Source organism: Nevskia ramosa DSM 11499 (genome assembly GCF_000420645.1).
GTDB classification, from domain to species: Bacteria; Pseudomonadota; Gammaproteobacteria; order Nevskiales; family Nevskiaceae; genus Nevskia; species Nevskia ramosa.
In genome coordinates, this window is sequence record NZ_ATVI01000010.1 from 160421 (window position 1) to 176864 (window position 16444).

General features: G+C 63.8%; 14 protein-coding genes. 8 read left to right on the forward strand and 6 right to left on the reverse strand.

What is annotated here, in order from left to right; translation table 11 throughout:
- Positions 1-11 precede the first annotated feature (11 nt).
- The 7 genes from G513_RS25860 to G513_RS23835 all read left to right on the forward strand — a co-directional run bounded on the left by G513_RS25860 (position 12) and on the right by G513_RS23835 (position 7500).
- Positions 12-713, forward strand: a complete 702-nt coding sequence (locus tag G513_RS25860; protein WP_156891778.1) for a hypothetical protein — start codon at positions 12-14, stop codon at positions 711-713.
- On the forward strand, positions 700-1215 hold the full coding sequence (locus G513_RS0117295; protein WP_022978121.1) for a hypothetical protein: 516 nt from the start codon (positions 700-702) through the stop codon (positions 1213-1215). The genes G513_RS25860 and G513_RS0117295 overlap by 14 nt, the downstream gene beginning before the upstream one ends.
- A complete protein-coding gene (locus G513_RS0117300; RefSeq protein ID WP_022978122.1) occupies positions 1212-2327 on the forward strand; it encodes a beta/alpha barrel domain-containing protein in 1116 nt (371 codons plus the stop codon). Before G513_RS0117295 ends, G513_RS0117300 begins: the two co-directional genes overlap by 4 nt.
- Positions 2328-2466: 139 nt before the next feature.
- Complete coding sequence (locus tag G513_RS0117305) at positions 2467-2958, forward strand: hypothetical protein (protein WP_022978123.1); 492 nt, start codon at positions 2467-2469, stop codon at positions 2956-2958.
- Positions 2959-3262: 304 nt separating this feature from the next.
- Complete coding sequence (locus G513_RS25140; RefSeq protein WP_022978124.1) at positions 3263-5902, forward strand: protein kinase domain-containing protein; 2640 nt, start codon at positions 3263-3265, stop codon at positions 5900-5902.
- Between the two features lie 85 nt (positions 5903-5987).
- A complete protein-coding gene (locus G513_RS0117315; protein WP_022978125.1) occupies positions 5988-6530 on the forward strand; it encodes a hypothetical protein in 543 nt (180 codons plus the stop codon).
- A 97-nt stretch (positions 6531-6627) separates the two neighbouring features.
- Entirely contained in the window at positions 6628-7500 is an 873-nt protein-coding gene (locus G513_RS23835) for a 23S rRNA (adenine(2030)-N(6))-methyltransferase RlmJ (RefSeq protein ID WP_022978126.1), read from the forward strand.
- Here G513_RS23835 and G513_RS0117325 read toward each other — a convergent pair.
- The 5 genes from G513_RS0117325 to G513_RS0117345 form a co-directional block, all read right to left on the reverse strand.
- Positions 7497-8420, reverse strand: coding sequence for a DUF7064 domain-containing protein (locus tag G513_RS0117325; RefSeq protein ID WP_022978127.1), 924 nt, complete (start codon positions 8418-8420; stop codon positions 7497-7499). The two genes, G513_RS23835 and G513_RS0117325, sit on opposite strands and share 4 nt — an antisense overlap.
- 33 nt (positions 8421-8453) lie before the next feature.
- Positions 8454-8708 carry a hypothetical protein gene (locus G513_RS0117330; RefSeq protein ID WP_022978128.1) on the reverse strand — a complete coding sequence of 85 codons (255 nt, stop codon included), beginning with the start codon at positions 8706-8708 and terminating at the stop codon, positions 8454-8456.
- A 19-nt stretch (positions 8709-8727) separates the two neighbouring features.
- Positions 8728-10110 (reverse strand): OmpP1/FadL family transporter, encoded by a 1383-nt coding sequence (locus G513_RS23840; protein WP_169560689.1) that lies wholly within the window; start codon positions 10108-10110, stop codon positions 8728-8730.
- A gap of 90 nt (positions 10111-10200) precedes the next feature.
- On the reverse strand, positions 10201-10524 hold the full coding sequence (locus G513_RS0117340) for a 2Fe-2S iron-sulfur cluster-binding protein (RefSeq protein WP_022978130.1): 324 nt from the start codon (positions 10522-10524) through the stop codon (positions 10201-10203).
- Between the two features lie 28 nt (positions 10525-10552).
- Positions 10553-11809 carry a cytochrome P450 gene (locus G513_RS0117345; protein WP_022978131.1) on the reverse strand — a complete coding sequence of 419 codons (1257 nt, stop codon included), beginning with the start codon at positions 11807-11809 and terminating at the stop codon, positions 10553-10555.
- Positions 11810-11988: 179 nt separating this feature from the next.
- Between G513_RS0117345 and G513_RS0117350 the strand changes: the two genes are divergently transcribed.
- On the forward strand, positions 11989-14733 hold the full coding sequence (locus tag G513_RS0117350) for a winged helix-turn-helix domain-containing protein (RefSeq protein WP_022978132.1): 2745 nt from the start codon (positions 11989-11991) through the stop codon (positions 14731-14733).
- On the opposite strand, the gene G513_RS0117355 is transcribed toward G513_RS0117350, so the two are convergent.
- Positions 14719-16419: a cation:proton antiporter domain-containing protein gene (locus G513_RS0117355; RefSeq protein WP_028475688.1), complete on the reverse strand. Its 1701-nt coding sequence runs from the start codon at positions 16417-16419 to the stop codon at positions 14719-14721. The genes G513_RS0117350 and G513_RS0117355 overlap by 15 nt on opposite strands.
- Between the last annotated feature and the right edge of the window lie 25 nt (positions 16420-16444).

Sequence of the window (16444 nt, forward strand, 5' to 3'; positions counted from 1 at the left end):
GAGCAGCCAGCATGGACGTCGGCGCTGTCACGTTAGAATATTGTTCAAATAACGCCCGCTTATCTGCACATCCTCAGGTGTTTTGCGCGCTCCGATCAAAGCTGCAGGCGTGGCAATCGGAGCCGCTGGCAGGATCAAGCATGACATCGGACCTATCGGGTATAGCCCGTGCTGAGTTCTTTGGCGGCAACGTGGTTCATAACGGCGCACAGGGCGCTCGTGCGGAGTTGTCACGGATGCGAGACCGTTTTCTGGGAGGCCTGTATCGCCTGATGGACAGCCCCTTGGGTGCAGTCCTCGGTGCGATGGTCTACGGCCTTTGGGCCTTTTTCGTGAATCGCCATGTCGGCTTGCCGCACGCGGCGCTGATCGGCCTCACGCACTGGATGATGAGCGTGATCATCACCATGAGCTGCGTGGTGCTGATGCGGACGCTGTTCTGGCTGCCCAGCACGCCGAAGCGCGGAGCGTGTCTGTCGATCACCGGCAGCCTGACCTTGACCTATACCCTGTTGATCAGCGTGCATCTGTTCATTGGCACGCCGAGTATTTTGCTGACACTGGCGCCGGGTTTGGCACCGACGATCGGATTCGCCGTTACCTATTCCATGCTGATGTACCGCGAGAATGCCGATATCGCCTGGACGCTGGCGCTGAAGCGCTGCGAGCCGACAGCTCTGGCGCCGCTCGGAGGTCCGCATGCACGCGCGTGATCCTCTCGGCCGTGCCGTGGTCTATGCCATCGACATGCTTCATCAAGGTGCCGGCATCGCCGAAATCGCCGAGCGTGCCGGCCTGCGTTTCGAAGAGCAGATCGGCCCGCATCTGCGCCACATCATCGAGCACTACGAAGTGCTGCTTGCCGGCATCGATCAGGGCGTCGTCGACTACGACAACCGGGACCGGGATCGCAGCGTCGAGCGTGATCCGGCGGTTGCCAAGGCGCGTTGCGAACGGCTTGCCGAAGGCCTCAAGAAAAGACTTGATCGCCCCTGGCCGGAAACGATCGCCGTGGCTTTCGATGGCGGCGTGGCGGGCGATGATCGCTTCGTCAGCGGCTCGACGCCCTTGCGGGAACTACTGTTCGTCGCTGGCCACGCCGTTCACCACTATGCGCTGCTGCGCCTGGTGCTCAAGCCGCAGGGCCTGACCCTGCCCGAGAGCGTCGGAAAGGCGGCGGCGACGATCCGCTACGAGCGCGAGCACAAGGCTTGATCAGCGCAGACAACGGGGCGGAGCAGCAGGCCGCAGCGGCAGGCTTTCAAACGACCCTCCGCGATCGCCTCGGCATCAAGCTGTCGCGGCTCGCGCGCTGGGAATTCTGGCCGGCCTGGGCGTTCTATCCGCCGATCGTCGTCTACATCCTGGCCCGCTCGGCGCGCGCCACGCCGTTCATGGCCGTGACCGCAGCAAATCCCTGCCTGAAAGCCAGCGGCATCATCGGCGAGACCAAGCAGGACGCGCTGCGACCACTGCAGGCCAACGCGCCGGACTACGTTGCCGAGTTCATGATGCTGCCGGTCGTTTGGCCGCTGGCCGAACGCGTCGAAGCGCTGAGGCGCTTTGTCGAAACGGGGCCGGGCTATCCGATCGTGCTGAAGCCGGACATCGGCCAGCGCGGCCGCGGTGTCGCAGTGATTCGCAACGAGGAACAGGCGGCCGACTATCTCGCTGCTGCGTTCGATGACGTCGTGCTTCAGCGGCACATCAGCGGCGCCGAGTTCGGCGTCTTCGTCTATCGCGATCCGAACACCGCGCGAGTCGAGCTGCTGTCGATCGTCAACAAGTGCTTTCCGACAGTCACCGGCGATGGCCATCGCTCGCTCGGCGAGCTGATTCTCGATGACCCGCGCGCGCGGCTGATCGCGCCCGGATTGTTCGAGCGTTTTGCCACGAGGCTCGATGAAATTCCGGCGGCTGATGTTGTCGTGCCGCTGGTCGAAATAGGCGCCCATTGCCGCGGCTCGCTGTTTCTCGACGGCCAGCAGTTCAAGAGCGAGCCGCTGCGGCTGGCGATGACGGCGATCGTCGATGCCGTGCCCGGCTATCACTTCGGCCGCATCGATCTGCGCTGCCCCGATGACGAAGCGCTGCGCAATGGGCGCGGCATCAAGGTGATGGAGCTGAACGGCGTCACCGCCGAATCGGCCCACATCTACCATCCGGGCACGCCGCTGCTGGAAGGCTGGAAAGCGATGATTGCGCAGTGGAAGCTGGCGATCGAAATCGGTGAAGCCAATGCCGCGGCGGGCGCACCGACGATCAGCTTCATCGAGTTGCTGAAACTGTGGCGCACCGACATGAAGCGCGGCGAACGCTGGTTTTGAGCGGCCTCTTCGGCTGACTCAGCCGCGTTGAACGATTGGTAGCAAAGCCCGTACGCAGACCACTGGCCGAGAGTGTTGTCGACGCGCAAGCTGCCTGCATCTGGCCCTTGCGGCCCATCGATGCCACAGGAGCCTGCTCATGGACTTCATCAGAAAACACGCGATCAAGCTGCCGGCGCTGTTCGTCTGCTTCGTGTTCGTGCAATCGCTGTTCTTCAAATTCACGCGCAACGTCGAAACCATCTACATCTTCGAAGAAAAGCTCGACCCCTGGGCCGCCAGCCTCGGCTTCCCCGGCCTGTTCGCGCCGGGTGGCTTGTTCAGCGCCTACGTCGTCGGCTCTGCAGAACTGGTCGCCTCGAGTCTGATCCTGTTCGGCACCTTGACCGCCCGGCCACGCATCCAGGGCCTCGGCGCCTTGATCGGACTTGGCGTGATCAGCGGCGCGATCATGTTCCATCTGTTCACGCCGCTCGGCGTGTCAGTGCGCAATGCCGACGGGAGCTTCGACGGCGGCCAGCTGTTCGGGATGGCTTGCCTGGTCTGGCTGTCCTGCCTGCTGATCGCGTTCGTTCGCCGTAACGAACTGCTCGGGCTGATCGGCATTCGGCGACCGATGATGGTTGTCTGATTCGACGCCTCCAAGCCGCTTCCAAAAATGGACGACCGGAGCAAGTCCTGCCGCGTCACAGGCAGATTGTGAGCCAGTTCTCAAAGCGAGCTGCCGCTGTCCTCGCTTAGTCCGCGTCTTGCGCACATGATCAATGCAGATGTGACATTCGTCTCAGATGTTCGCCGCGAATGCATCACGCAACCTTAGAGGGCTGATCGGGCGCCGGGAAGCGCCGATTTTCGTCAGTTGCTCACGGTCATTGATCAGTAGTTAAAAAGTCGGACGAGCTCGGGCGCTCGCAAACCGCAAACAGGGTCAGGGGATGTCGAAGAAGGCACCACCAGAATTCGGCGACGAGTCGGGTCCGTCGCTGCACAGTGCACGCTGGCGTTTCGGCGAGTTCGAACTCGACGAAACCCGGCGTGAACTGCGCTTGCGTGGCGAGCTGCTGAAGATCGAAGCCAAGCCGCTGAATCTGCTGATGATGCTGCTTCGCCATCCCGGCGAAATGATCACCAAGAATGATCTGATCGATGCGCTGTGGACCGGCCGCATCGTCACCGAATCCGTGCTCGGCAACTGCGTGGCCAAGCTGCGTCAGGTGCTCGGCGATGATGGCGCGGCATTGATCAAGACGGTGTTCGGTTTCGGCTATCGCTTCGACGTCGAAGCCCAGCTGCTGTCGGACGACGCCGTCACCATCGCGCCGCCGAAACTCGCGTTCCAGCCCGGCGACTCTCCGCCGATGCGCCCGAACTGGAAATTGATACGTCGGCTAGGCCGCTCTGGCGATTGCTGGCTGGCCGAGCACACCAAGACCCGCGCCCAGCGGGTGTTCAAGTTCACCACCGAACTGCACGGCCTGTCGGCCCTGAAGCGGGAAGTCACCGTCTACCGCCTGCTGCATGAAAGCCTTGGCGACAAGGCTTGCTATGTCGATCTGCTGGACTGGAATTTCGACGAGCCGCCGTGGTTCGTCGAAGCCGAATACTGCGCCGCCGGCAGCCTGCAGGAATGGTTCACCGCCCGTGGCGGCGTCGAACGAATTCCGCTGTCGGCGCGCCTGGAACTGATTGCCCAGATCGCCGAAGCGCTGGCCGAGATTCATGCCGTCGGCGTGCTCCACAAGGACCTGAAGCCGGCCAACGTCTTCGTCGTCCTCGACAACGACGGCCGGCCGACCATCCGCCTCGCCGATTTCGGCAGCAGCCGCCTGTACGATTCCGAATACCTGGCCCGCCTGCAGATCACCAAGCTCGGCTTCACCCAAGTGCTCGACCCGAACCAGGGCGAAACCAGCGGCACACCGCTCTATCTCGCACCAGAAGTGCTGGCCGGCCAGCCGGCCACAGTCAAGGCGGACATCTACGCCCTCGGCGTGATGCTCTACCAGTTCGTCACCGGCAACCTGTCCCGCCGGCTCGAAGCCGGCTGGGAAGCCGCAGTGGACGACGAAATCCTCCGCGAAGACATTAACGCCGCTGCCGATGGCGATCCGCAGCGACGCCTAGCAGATCCACGGGAGCTCGCGCGCAGGTTAAGGACGATCGAAGCTCGTCGATCGTTTCGCAAAGCGGAACGGTTAGTGGTGGAGCGGAGCGAACGCCTCGCACGAGCCCTGGAGCGGGCAAGAGCCCGGCGCATCGGTCTGATGCTGGCGGCAGCCACTCTGATCATCGGCATGATCACGACCAGTCTGTTCGCCTGGCGCGCCAACGATGCCCGTCAGCATGCAGAGAAGGAGGCCGCCAGGGCACGCGCAGTTGGCGAATTCCTGGCCGGAGGTATGTTCGCCCACGTTAACGACGACGTCCGGAAAGTCAGGGATCTTTCAGTAAAAGAGCTTGTTGATCGCGCCGCGGCACAGATGCCTGAGCAGTTCGAAGATCAGCCTGATGTAAAGACCGATCTTCACTATGCATTGGGGTCTGCATATGACGCACTCGAATACAACATTGAGGCTGATGCCGAGTTGGCGCGCGCCGAGCAGGGTTATCGCAAACAGTTCGGAGAAGATTCAGAATTACTCGTTCCTGTGTTAGCCAAGCGTCTGGCGCTCAGCTATGGCTTGGGGCGGCTGAAGAATGATCTTCCGCAATTCGAACGGACGATTGTTACCCTGATATCGAAACATGGTCAGGATAATGCAGCGCTCCGTGACCTGAGGCTCGAGATAGCACGCGCAAGATTCTTCCTTGGACAGTATGACTTGGCGATCAAACAGGCTCGTGATCTGTTGGCTCTTTTTGGTTCCAGCGACCAGAAATTCTTCGTCGCCGCCAGCCGGCTGCTCGGCGTAGCGCTGACGGAGTTTGAAGATCTTGATGAGGCAGAGAAGGTTCTCAGTGCCGCACAGGAAATCAATACATCGATCAAGGGCGAACATACGCGTGCAGATATCGCACTGCTTTGCAATCTTGCCTATGTAGATTTGGCTCGAGGGCACTACCGGCTGGCCGAATCGCGTTTGAAGAAGGCGCGCGGCATCGCTGACGAGTGGCTGCGGGAGGGATCGGGCTGGGATAACGTTATCAAAGTCGGTCTGGCTCGGGCGGACTATCTCGCCGGACGCAAGGAACACGGGTTATCTGAACTCAAGTCGGTGCGCGACAGTATTTCGAGTGAGACTGCCGGTTTGTACGACCAGTCGGCCTACGTTGCGGTTTATCTAGCGCAGTTGCTCAATGACGAGCGTCGATATGACGAGGCCCTGGATGTAGTCCTTCCGGTGCTCAAATCCTTTGAGAGTAGTTTCCCGTCCGACAGTCTGCGCGTTGCAAGCGCCCGGCTTTCGTGTATCGAGGCGTTGACTGGAGCAGGACGATACTCGGAGGCTAAGGCGATGGTTGCAGAAATATCGGTGTCAGCGTTCAAAAATCTTCCAGAACGACATCTGTTGCGTATCAGGCGCGACAGGCTTGAGTTCGAGGCCGATTCTGGGATCGTCGCGAAGCGAAACTGAAGATTCCATTTATTCCAATTCCAGACTCACTCGTTGTAAAGCCAATATTCCCGTCCTGAAAGACTAATCAAGGAGATTGATCAGAATGGTGACGAAGACTGTTATCGAAAGTGACGATCTGCCAGAGATATTGCAAGAGGCTGGAGTCCGCCATGCCCTGTCACACACGACGGTGCCCGACTGCTATCTGGATAGTCTTCTGCAGGTGGTTATCGAACAAGGGGTGTCGGATCCTGACGCGCTGAAGCTGGCCATTCGCTTCTCGATGAATCTCCAAGAAAATCTGGGTTCGCGAAGTAACTGCCAAGGCCCGGGTTGTCCAGTGCATGGAATTTTGGTGCTGATGCCTGATGAGACCCCATCGAGACAAGTCGATTTGATCGCCCTGAACGGGACTGTCGAGATTAAGGACGCCCTGTTTATCGCAGACGTCGCCGGGTGCTACCTGCAGGCACTGCGTGGTGCTCTGGTGAGTTCTGCGCAAGCAAGGAACTATGCCCCGGCATCCGTCGACGCCCTAGTCTTGCTGTTCTCGCTGAATACACAGATTGACGTCGAGGGAGGCGGAAATTGTCAGGGTCCGGGTTGTCCGAAGCAGCCCAAAGTAGATGCTGGGCCTAGTGGATAGCGAGCGGGCGATTTAAAGAGGTGGTCAACGAGGCGATCACGGTAGATCATTGGCGGCTTAGCGACGGTCCTGATCGCTTCGTCTCATTCGCCACCTCATGCACTACCGCCACCACTACCACGCCGGCAACTTCGCCGACGTCTTCAAGCATGTCCTCGTCACCGGGCTGCTGACTGCGCTCAGCCGCAAGGACAAGCCCTGGGCTTTTGTTGATACCCATGCCGGCGCGGGCGATTACAACCTCGGTGATCCGGTTGCGGATCGCACCGGCGAGTGGCGCGATGGCATCGGGCGCTTGGCCGATGTTTCGGTCGATGCGCCTTCGACGCCGCCCGCCGTTGCGGCCTATCTGCGGCTGGTTCGGGCGGGCAATGCCGATGGCGGTTGCCGCTTCTATCCGGGTTCACCGCCGCTGGCGCAGCAGATGTTGCGGCCGGCGCTCGGTGATCGGCTGATCCTGTGCGAGAAGATCGAGGAAGTGGCGGACGAACTGCGCCGCACGATGCGCGGTTCGGGGGCGACGATCCATGTTCGCGATGGTTACGAAGCGCATTCCTTGCTGCCGCCACCGGAGAAGCGCGGGCTGGTGCTGATCGATCCGCCGTTCGAGCGTACCGACGAGTACGAGGCGGTATCCGAGCTGATCCGCAAGTCGGTGGCGCGTTTCGCCAATGGCATCTACGCGGCCTGGTATCCGATCAAGAACACCCACGTGGCCTCGAGCTTCGTGCGCCGTGTGGCGCGCGAGACCGGCAAGCCGACCTTGCAGCTGTCGATCGAGGTCGATACTCCGGCGCGAGAGCCGTCGCCGATCACCGGCGTGGTCAAGCATCCGATGTCGACCTGCGGGCTGCTGGTGGTCAATCCGCCGTTCGGTTTCGATGCCGAGATGCGCGCGGTGCTGGCCTACCTCACGCCGATCCTGGCGCAGGGTTCGCGGGCGGAGTGGACGGTCAGCTTCGTCGACTAAGCAAGTCCGTTCCAGGGCAGGCGATAGCCGGTTTCGAACAGGCCGTAGCCCAACGTGCCGTCGCTCATCCGGTATTCCATCCACTGCTCGCGCAGCACGAAGGTATCGAGCGGGAACAGCCAGCTGAACAGCGGCTTCGCGGTGAATTCGTAGCTGCGGTCGAGTTCGTCGGTGAAGCGCCAGTGGGCGCTGGTGACGGTGAACGGCTCGGCGCCGAATTCGAGCTGGTCTTCGATGTGCGTCACGCGCAGCCAGCGTTGGCCGTCGTGGAACATGCGCATGTAGGCCGAGCCGCCGTGGGTCGAGATGCCGCGGATGCCGGACAGCGCCATGCCGTTGTCGAAGATCGGCCAGGCCAGGCGATAGTGCTGCAGCGCGTCCCAGTTGCGCGGGCCGGCGGCGATGTCGCGGAAGCCCTGGCCGTTGAGTTCCATGCGCGTGCCGCGATGGATCAGATGGCCGCTGACGGTCGATGTGCCTTCGAGATGGATATGGGCGATCTCGCGAGCGAACGAGCCTTCCTTGTCCTGGGTCATGGCGATGCAGTCTTCCATCGGCTGCAATTCGTCCCAGACCAGATCGAGCGAAAAATCCTGCATCGCGAAGGTGATTCGCGTGCGCTTCAGCGGCACTTCGGCGTGCACGCGCATGCCGGCCAGTTCCAGGCCCTCGAGCGGGCGCGTGGTCGTGTACGGCAGGTTCAGATTGGTGCGGGTAAAAACCGGCAGGCCGTCCTTGAACGCGATCAGCCAGGTGTTGGCTTCGGGCGCGTTCTCCAGCAGGCCGATGCGGATCAGCACACCGGTCTTGGTCGCCGGGTCATAGGCGTTGTAGTAGTAGCTCTGGCTCCAACGCGGGTTGCCGTTGCCGGAGATCAGGCCTTCGTATTGCTCGTAGTTTTGAGACATGTTCTGGGACATGGATTCGGTTGCAGTGACAAAGGATTGAGAGGATCAGAGCGCTTCCGAACTATGCACGACCGGTCTGCTCTCCCGGCTGCCGCGCATGCGCTTGCCGGGCATGGTCGGATCGTTCGGTGAAATCTCGACGTGATCGTCGTGGACAGCGAGCAGGGTGCCGACGAACGGAAAATCGTCGAAGCGATCCGGCACTCGATAGCTGACCAGATCGCCAGCCTTGAAGCTGGCCGGATCGAAGTTGAACGAGAAGGGACAGGCTTCGCCGCCGCTCTGACCAAGATTCTGCATGTCGTTTCTTCCTGTCGGGCTAGAACCGGTAGCCATAGCTCAGCACCGGATTGAACTGGCGATTGCGGACTTCGATCGGCGGCACGCTGTTGACGTTGCCGCCCGGGTTGTAGACCGCTGGTGTGAAGCCATAGCTCATGCCCAGACCCAGCTCGTGAGCGGTGGCGAGTCGCCAGACCAGAGTCGAGGTCAGGTGGTTGCGGGTGGTGGTCGAGAACGCGGCACTCAGTGCGCCGCTGTCCTGCAGTTGCTGGAACGTGTGTGAGCCGCCGGCGCGCAAGGTCCAGGCCGGCAGGAACTGCCACTCGGCGCCAAGGGACAAGGTGGTGATGTCGCGGAAGCCGGTCGGCAGCGATACGCGCAGATCGCCGCCATCATCTGATCGAAAGGCGACCACGGTGTTGCCGAAGGACTTGGACCAGAACATGTGACGCAGATCGGCGACCACCGCGAAGTGCGACGTCAGCCGCTGCGAGAGGCCGATCAGCCAGGCGTCCGGGAACTGCAGGCGCGGCAGCTTGCCGGTGCCGGGCAGGACGATCTGGTTGTTGTCGGCGTCGATCGCGGTGAGCGCGCCGCGTCCCGAATAGTTGGCCAGCAGGGTCTTGAACTCGTAGCCGAGAGCGACCGCCGTTGCCGGCGTCGGCTGCCAGGTGACGCCAAGCCGGCCGCCGATGCCCTGGCTGGTCAGCGCCGAGGCCAGATAGTTGTTGCGGATGAAGTCGAAGTGCGCGCCGGACAGATTCGGGATACCGGCCAGCACCGGCACCAGGCTGCCGGTCGCGCGGCCCGAGGCGATCAGGCCGCCGACCTGCTGGGCATCGAGCAGGCTGGCCAGGTTGACCGAGGAATTGACGTAATCGAGGCTGGCACCGATGCGCCATTGCGGATGCGGCCGCCAGGCGATCGCCAGCGGAATCCGCAGCGCGCCGATGCGCGACGACGCGGGCAGGCCGGTCACGACATTGTTGGTGGTGGTGCGCGACAGAAAGGTATCGCGCCCGAATTCGACGCCGAAGCCACCCGCCGCGAACAGGCCGGTGCCGAATGCGAAGTTGCCGCGGCGGATGGCGAAGGCGACTTCCGGGAGGTCGTAGGGCCCACGGTTGGCGCCGTAGCCGAGGTTGCGTGCGCGCTCGCCGGTTGCCGTGTTGATCACCTCGACTCGCGCCTGGATCTCGGTGAACTGGAACTGGAACTCGTGCTCGCCCTGGATCGACAGCAACTCGGCCGGATTGAGCAGCATCGCCGCCGCACCCGTCGGATGGGCAAGGCCACCGCCACCGAGACCCCGAGATACCGGGCCGAAGCCTTCGACTCTTGCCAGCTCGGCCGCCTGCGCCGTGGCGACCGATGCGAGCAAGGCGCCGACGGTGAACAGCTGGCGGAGGAAAGGGGTCATCGGATTCGCGCGCATGGGGACTGGATCAGGAGGGCCTGCGCGTATTGTGAACGGTGTTACATAAATTCTGCACGAGGGTCATCACCACGATTAGTGCTGATCCGTTGGCATCCGCAGCACGAGGCCGTCGTGGCTGTCGTCGAGCTCGATCTGGCAGGCGAGACGGCTGAACGGCGTCGCGCCATCGGTCAGCGCCAGCATCTCCTGCTCGATGCCTGGCCGCGCCGGGCCGATCTTGTCCAGCCACTTCTGATCGACCCAGACATGGCAGGTGCCGCAGGCGGCCACGCCCCCGCAGTCGCCGTCGATGCCGGGAATGCGGTGCTGCACGGCAGTCTGCATCGCGGAGCTGCCGCTGTCGGCGTCGACGGCATGCTCGGTGCCGGTGGACGTGATGTAGATGATCTTGGGCATGGTCTTCTCTCGTTCTGGATGGCGGCGTTCAGGCGTGCAGGCGGACCTGCATCTCGACATAGCCGTGGATCAGGTTCGACGGCACCCGCAGCGGTTCGCCGACGACCTCGATGCGCGAATAGCGCTGGAGCATCTCTTCCCACAGCACCTTGATCTGCAGTTCGGCGAGACGGTTGCCGAGGCAGCGATGAATGCCGAAGCCGAACGACAGGTGATGACGCGCGCGCGGCCGGTCGGCGATGAAATCCTGTGGCCGGTCGATCACTTCTTCGTCGCGGTTGCCGGACAGGTACCACATCACCACCTTGTCGCCCTTCCTGATCTGCTGGCCACGAAACTCGACGTCCTCGATCGCCGTGCGGCGCATGTGCGAGATCGGCGTCTGCCAGCGGATCACTTCGGGAACGATGCTGGCCAGCAGCGAGGGATCAGCCTTGGCCTTGGCGAACTCGCCCGGGAACAGATGGGCGGCCATCGCGCTGCCGGACATCGAGCTGCGCGTGGTGTCGTTGCCGCCGACGATCAGCAGGACGAGCATGCCGAGGAAGTCGGTCGGGGTCATGCCCTGCATCGCCGGCGAATGGGCCAGCATCGAGATCAGATCGGCCTTCGGCGGCAGCTTCTGACGCTCGTCCCACAAGTTCTGGAAGTAGCCGAGGCATTCCATCAACTCGGCGGTGCGCTGCTCCCAGGTATCGACCAGGCCGTAGCCCGGGCGTGTGGTGACGACGTCGCTCCAGCGGGTCAGCTTGGCGCGGTCCGCGAACGGAAAGTCGAGCAGGGTGGCCAGCATCATCGTGGTCAGCGGGATCGATACCTGATCGACCCAGTTGAAGGTTTCACCGATCGGCAGGCTGTCGAACAGATCCCTGGTACGGCTGCGGATCAGGCTTTCGAAGCGCAGCAGGTTGGCGGGAGCGACGATCGGGCTGACTGCCATGCGGTGCACGTCATGCACCGGCTGATCCATGCCGAGGAAGTTCGGCATCGAGATGCCGCCCTCGACCGCGTTCAGCGTGGTGTCGTCGAGCACGAAGCTGCCGTTGGTGTGATCGGACGAGAACTGTTTGTGGTTGGTGTCGATCGCGACGATGTCGTGGAACTTGGTGATCGACCAGTACGGGCCGTACAGGCTGTCCTTGCAGTAATGCACCGGCGCTTCCTTGCGCAGGCGCTCGAAATACGGATGCAGCGCCTCGCGCTGATACAGGCTGACGTCGCTGACGTCGAAATCCTCGAGCGGCATCGTGCGGGCGCGCTCGGCGTCGTTGATTGCGATATCCATCGTTTCCTCCAGTAAAGGTCTTCAGGCACCGGTCTAGCGCCGGGCTGGTGTTGGGCTGCATGGCAACGAGGCTGAAGGTAGAGCGCAGGGAGGGGCAAAAAACCGTACTTCGGGAGGGGAACCCTGTGATCGGGTTCGGGGTAGTCTCGGCGCTCTTTATCTGCGCAGAGGACCAGGCCTTGCCGAAATCGAGCCGCCCGCGCGCCGGCAACGGCGGAAGTGCCGCGACCGAACGCAAGGTCGGCCGCAGCGATCCGCCGGCCTTCGTCTTCGAGCCGCTGCGCACTGCGATCCTCGATCGCGTGCTCGGCAGCGGCGGGCTGTCGAACAAGCTGCTCGGCATCGTCGCCCCCGTCGGCTATGGCAAGACGGTGCTGATGTCGCAGCTGATGGCCGATCTGCAACGCGCCGGCAAGCAATGCCTCTGGTACGCGCTCGACGAACGCGACACCACCGCCGATGCGGTGATCGGCGGCCTGCGCAGCCTGCTGCAGACGCGGCCCTCGAAGCTGCATCCGACCCAGGCGCTGTTCAGCGGCGACGAAAGCGTCGACCGGCACATCGACGCGCTGATCGACACGCTGAACCGCTATCCGCTGCCGATCACCCTGTTCATCGACAACCTGCACTACTGCAACGAACCGGCGCTGGGCCGGCTGCTCGATCGCCTGTGTTTCGCCACGCGCGCCAGCGTCAACCTGGTGCTCAGTGGCACCAGTGCCTTGCCGCTGAACAGCACGCGGGCGGTGCTGGAAGGCTTGATCCGCAGCATCGGCCCGGCGGACCTCAGCTTCGGCGTCGACGAAGTTGGGCGGCTGCTCGGGCCGGAGCTGTGCGCCGCACTGGGCAAGGCTGGCGTCGCCGCCGTCGCGCAGCAGACCGAAGGCTGGCCGGCGGCCACACGAATGGCGCAGATCATCCTCGCCGGCAGTGCCACGCCACGCACCGCGCTGGATGGCTTCGCCGGCACCGATGAAGGCCTGGCCTATCTGCTGAATCGCCAGGTGCTGTCCGGCTTTTCACCGGAGGCGCGCGAGTTCCTGCTGGTCATCAGCCTGTTGCGCAGCTTCTGCCTGGATCTCTGCCGCCACGCCAGCGGCGATCCGCGCGCGGCCGAATGGCTCGACGATCTGGTCCAGCGCAACGTCTTCATCATTCCGCTCGATCGCAATGGCGACTGGTATCGACTGCACGGTCTGTTCCGCGACTACCTGGTGCGTGAAGCCGGACGCGGCTTGAGCGACAGCCGCCGTCGCGCCGTGATGCGCCGCGCCGCGCTCTGGTGCGAGAAGCACGGCTACTGGCGCGAAGCCGTCGATTACGCGCTGGCTTCGGAATCACCGGCCACGGCCTGCCAGATGCTCGAGCGCATCGCCCAGTCGTTTGTGCGGGATCGCGGTGACGTGCTGCAGTACCTGCGCTGGATCGAAGTGCTGCACGACCGCAAGATCGAAGCCGGACCGGAAGCGGAGTTCTGGTACATCTGGGCGCTGGCCTTCTGCCGGCGCTATGAGCAGGCGCGCCGGCACAGTGCGCGTCTGTCGGCGCGGCTGGCGACCCAGGATGGCGACAGCGCCGTGCTGCAGCGCCGGCTGGCGATCCTGCGCATCTCCATCGACAGCCTCAGTGATCACCTCAACGATGCCTACGCCGGTGCTATTCACTGGATGGCTTCGGCGCGCGATGACGATGATCCGTTCAATGTCGCCGCCGCGACCTGCATCGCCGCCGGCTACCACGTCAGCCATTTCCACTTCGCCGAGGCGCGGCGCTCGATCCAGGGCGCGCGTCAAGCCGCGTTCCAGACTGGCAGCGCCTATGTCGATGGCTGGGTCTCGGCCTACGCCTCGCTGGCACCGATCTACGAAGGCGATTGCGCGACCGCCTATGCGGCGCTGGTGGTGGCGCTCGATGCTGCCCGCGAAGCACTCGGCGGCCCGGCTGGCATCAGCAGCAATCTGGCGCTGCTGGCGGCCCGCTGCGCGATCGACATGGGCCTCGCCAGCGAGGCGCGGCAGCTGGTGCAATACGGCCTGAAAGCGGTGCGCACCCATGGCTTTCTCGAAGCCACGGCGCTTGGCGTCGAAGCCGCGGTGCTGCTCTGGACCGGCGTCGACGACGACGTGGTGGCCCTGGCCACGCTGCACGAGATCGCCGCGGTCTATCCGCCGCGGCTGGCGCAGATGCTGTCCTGCTTCCTGATCCGGCGCCTGCTCGAACTCGGCCGCGTGCAGGAGGCGGTCGACGAAGCGGCGCGGCTCGGCCTCAACGAGCCGGGTGCCTTGGCCGAGCAGCGACGCATCCCGCAGATGCGCGAGTTGATCGTCGCCACCGAACTGGAGCTGCTGATCGCCGAAGGCCGCCAGAAGCAGGCCGAAGCGGTGATCGCCACGGCGCTGAACGAGGCGCGCAAGAGCGGCCGCCAGGCGAGGTTGATCGAGCTGCTGTTGCTGCGCGGCCAGCTCGCCGCCGCGACCCAGCGCGACAGCCTGCTGCGCCGCGATCTGGTGCAGGCGATCCGCATCGCCACGCCACGGCGAATCGTCCGGCCGTTCCTGCGCCATGCCGAAACGCTGGCCACCACGTTGTCGGAACTGAAACCAGGCGACGCCGGCCTGGCCTCAGTCGACGAGCAGCGCTTCTTCAACGAGCTCTGCGGGCGCCTGAGTTCAGTGCCGGCGAAGGGCCGCGACGCAGGCAGGCAAGGGGCCGAGCCGAAACTGCTCGGCAAGCTGACTCGCCGCGAACTCGAACTGCTGCAGCTGCTGGCCACCGGCCTTAACAATCAGCAGCTCGCCGATCACGGCGAGGTGTCGCTGACCACGATCAAATGGCATTTGCAGAACCTGTACGCGAAGCTCGATGTGTCGAGCCGCTCGGCGGCACTGGCGCAGGCGCGGGTGCTGAATCTACTCGGCGGTTAGCGCTAAAGGCTTGGCCGACTGGGCACATTGGTCGAGCACGTAGCGGCTCATCGAATGGCCGAGTTCGTTTTCGGCGAGGAGTGCCAGCGCCGCGCCGGCGCTGCGGAAATGCTCCAGCTCGTCGTCGTCCTCGGCGCGCACGACAATCGGCAGCGCCGGGTTGGCGGCACGCACCAGATTGAAGATGCGCTTGGTTTCCAGCTCGTTGGGAATCGCCAGCACCAGCAGGCGCGCGCGATCCAGTGCCGCCTGGGTGAGCAGATCGGCGATCGCGGCGTCGCCGGAAATCACCGGGATGCCGCGCTTGCGCAGGCGGTCGACGATATCGCGGCTGCGCTCGATGACGATGAAGCGCTGCCCGGCCTTGTGCAGGTCCTTGCCGATCACCCGGCCGACCCGTCCGTAGCCGATCAGCACCACATGGTTCTGGAGATCGCTCGGTGCGCTCATCGATTCGATCGAGGCCAGCCGATCGGCCTGCGCCTGCGCCGAACGCCGCTCGAAGCGCGCCGCCAGCCGGAAGGCCATCGGGTTCAGCGTGATCGACAGCAGCGCGCCGGCCAGCACCAGATCGCGTCCTTCGGTCGGCATCAAACCCAGCGTGACGCCGAGGCCGATCAGGATGAACGAGAACTCGCCGATCTGGGCCAGGCTGGCGGAGACGGTCAGCGCCGTAGCCAGCGGATGGCGGAAGGCCAGCACGATCGCCAGCGCCGCCAGCGACTTGCCGATCATGATGATCGTCAGCACCGCGAGCACTTCCAGCGGCTGCCGCACCAGCACGGCTGGATCGAACAGCATGCCGACCGAGACGAAGAACAGCACTGCGAACACGTGCTCGAGCACTTCCGCCTGACTGGAGAAGCGCTGGGTCAGGCCGGCTTCATTGACCACCACGCCGGCCAGGAAGGCGCCGAGCGCGAACGACACGCCGAAGGTCACCGCGGCGCCATAGGCCATGCTGATCGCCAATACGGTGACGAACAGGGTGATCAGTTCGCGCGAGCCGGATTTCAGCAGCGCCGCTGACAGCCACGGGAACAGCCGCAGGCCGATCGCGTAGGTCAGGCCGAAGAACGCGGCGATCTTCAGGAAGGTGATCGAGATCGTGTACCAGAGCGGCTTGCTGCTGACGGTCAGCGATTCCGCCGTGCCGCCGAGATGGCTGGCGAACGCCGGCAGCAGGATCAGCGCCAGCACCATTGCCAGATCCTCGACCACCAGCCAGCCGACCGCGATGCGGCCGTTGGCGCTGTCGACCAGGCCGCGGTCCTGCAGGTTGCGCAGCATCACCACGGTGCTGGCCACCGACAGCGACAGCCCGAACACCAGCGCGCCACCGAGCGGCCAGCCCCACCAGGCGGTCGCCAGCCAGTAGCCGAGCGCGGTGGCGACGCCGATCTGGACGATCGCGCCGGGCAGGGCGATGCGCCGCACCGACCACAGATCGCGGATCGAGAAATGGGTGCCGACGCCGAACATCAGCAGGATCACGCCGATCTCGGCCAGTTCCCTGGCGATCTCGCTGTCGGCAACGAAGCCCGGCGTGAATGGCCCGACCAGCACGCCGGCGACCAGATAGCCGACCAGCGGCGGCAGGCCCAGACGCATCGCCGCGAAGCCGGCAATGAAGGCGATGCCGAGGCCCACGGAGATGGTCGCGATCAGCGGAAGTTCGTGGCTCAGATCCATCGTCGTCGGCGGGTTATTT

Coding starts and splice junctions, on each gene's coding strand:
- G513_RS0117305 (WP_022978123.1), top strand. CDS start 2,467: ATGGACTTCATCAGAAAACACGCGATCAAGCTGCCGGCGCTGTTCGTC.
- G513_RS23840 (WP_169560689.1), bottom strand. CDS start 10,110: ATGACCCCTTTCCTCCGCCAGCTGTTCACCGTCGGCGCCTTGCTCGCA.
- G513_RS0117340 (WP_022978130.1), bottom strand. CDS start 10,524: ATGCCCAAGATCATCTACATCACGTCCACCGGCACCGAGCATGCCGTC.
- G513_RS25860 (WP_156891778.1), top strand. CDS start 12: ATGGACGTCGGCGCTGTCACGTTAGAATATTGTTCAAATAACGCCCGC.
- G513_RS25140 (WP_022978124.1), top strand. CDS start 3,263: ATGTCGAAGAAGGCACCACCAGAATTCGGCGACGAGTCGGGTCCGTCG.
- G513_RS0117315 (WP_022978125.1), top strand. CDS start 5,988: ATGGTGACGAAGACTGTTATCGAAAGTGACGATCTGCCAGAGATATTG.
- G513_RS23835 (WP_022978126.1), top strand. CDS start 6,628: ATGCACTACCGCCACCACTACCACGCCGGCAACTTCGCCGACGTCTTC.
- G513_RS0117325 (WP_022978127.1), bottom strand. CDS start 8,420: ATGTCCCAGAACATGTCTCAAAACTACGAGCAATACGAAGGCCTGATC.
- G513_RS0117330 (WP_022978128.1), bottom strand. CDS start 8,708: ATGCAGAATCTTGGTCAGAGCGGCGGCGAAGCCTGTCCCTTCTCGTTC.
- G513_RS0117295 (WP_022978121.1), top strand. CDS start 700: ATGCACGCGCGTGATCCTCTCGGCCGTGCCGTGGTCTATGCCATCGAC.
- G513_RS0117345 (WP_022978131.1), bottom strand. CDS start 11,809: ATGGATATCGCAATCAACGACGCCGAGCGCGCCCGCACGATGCCGCTC.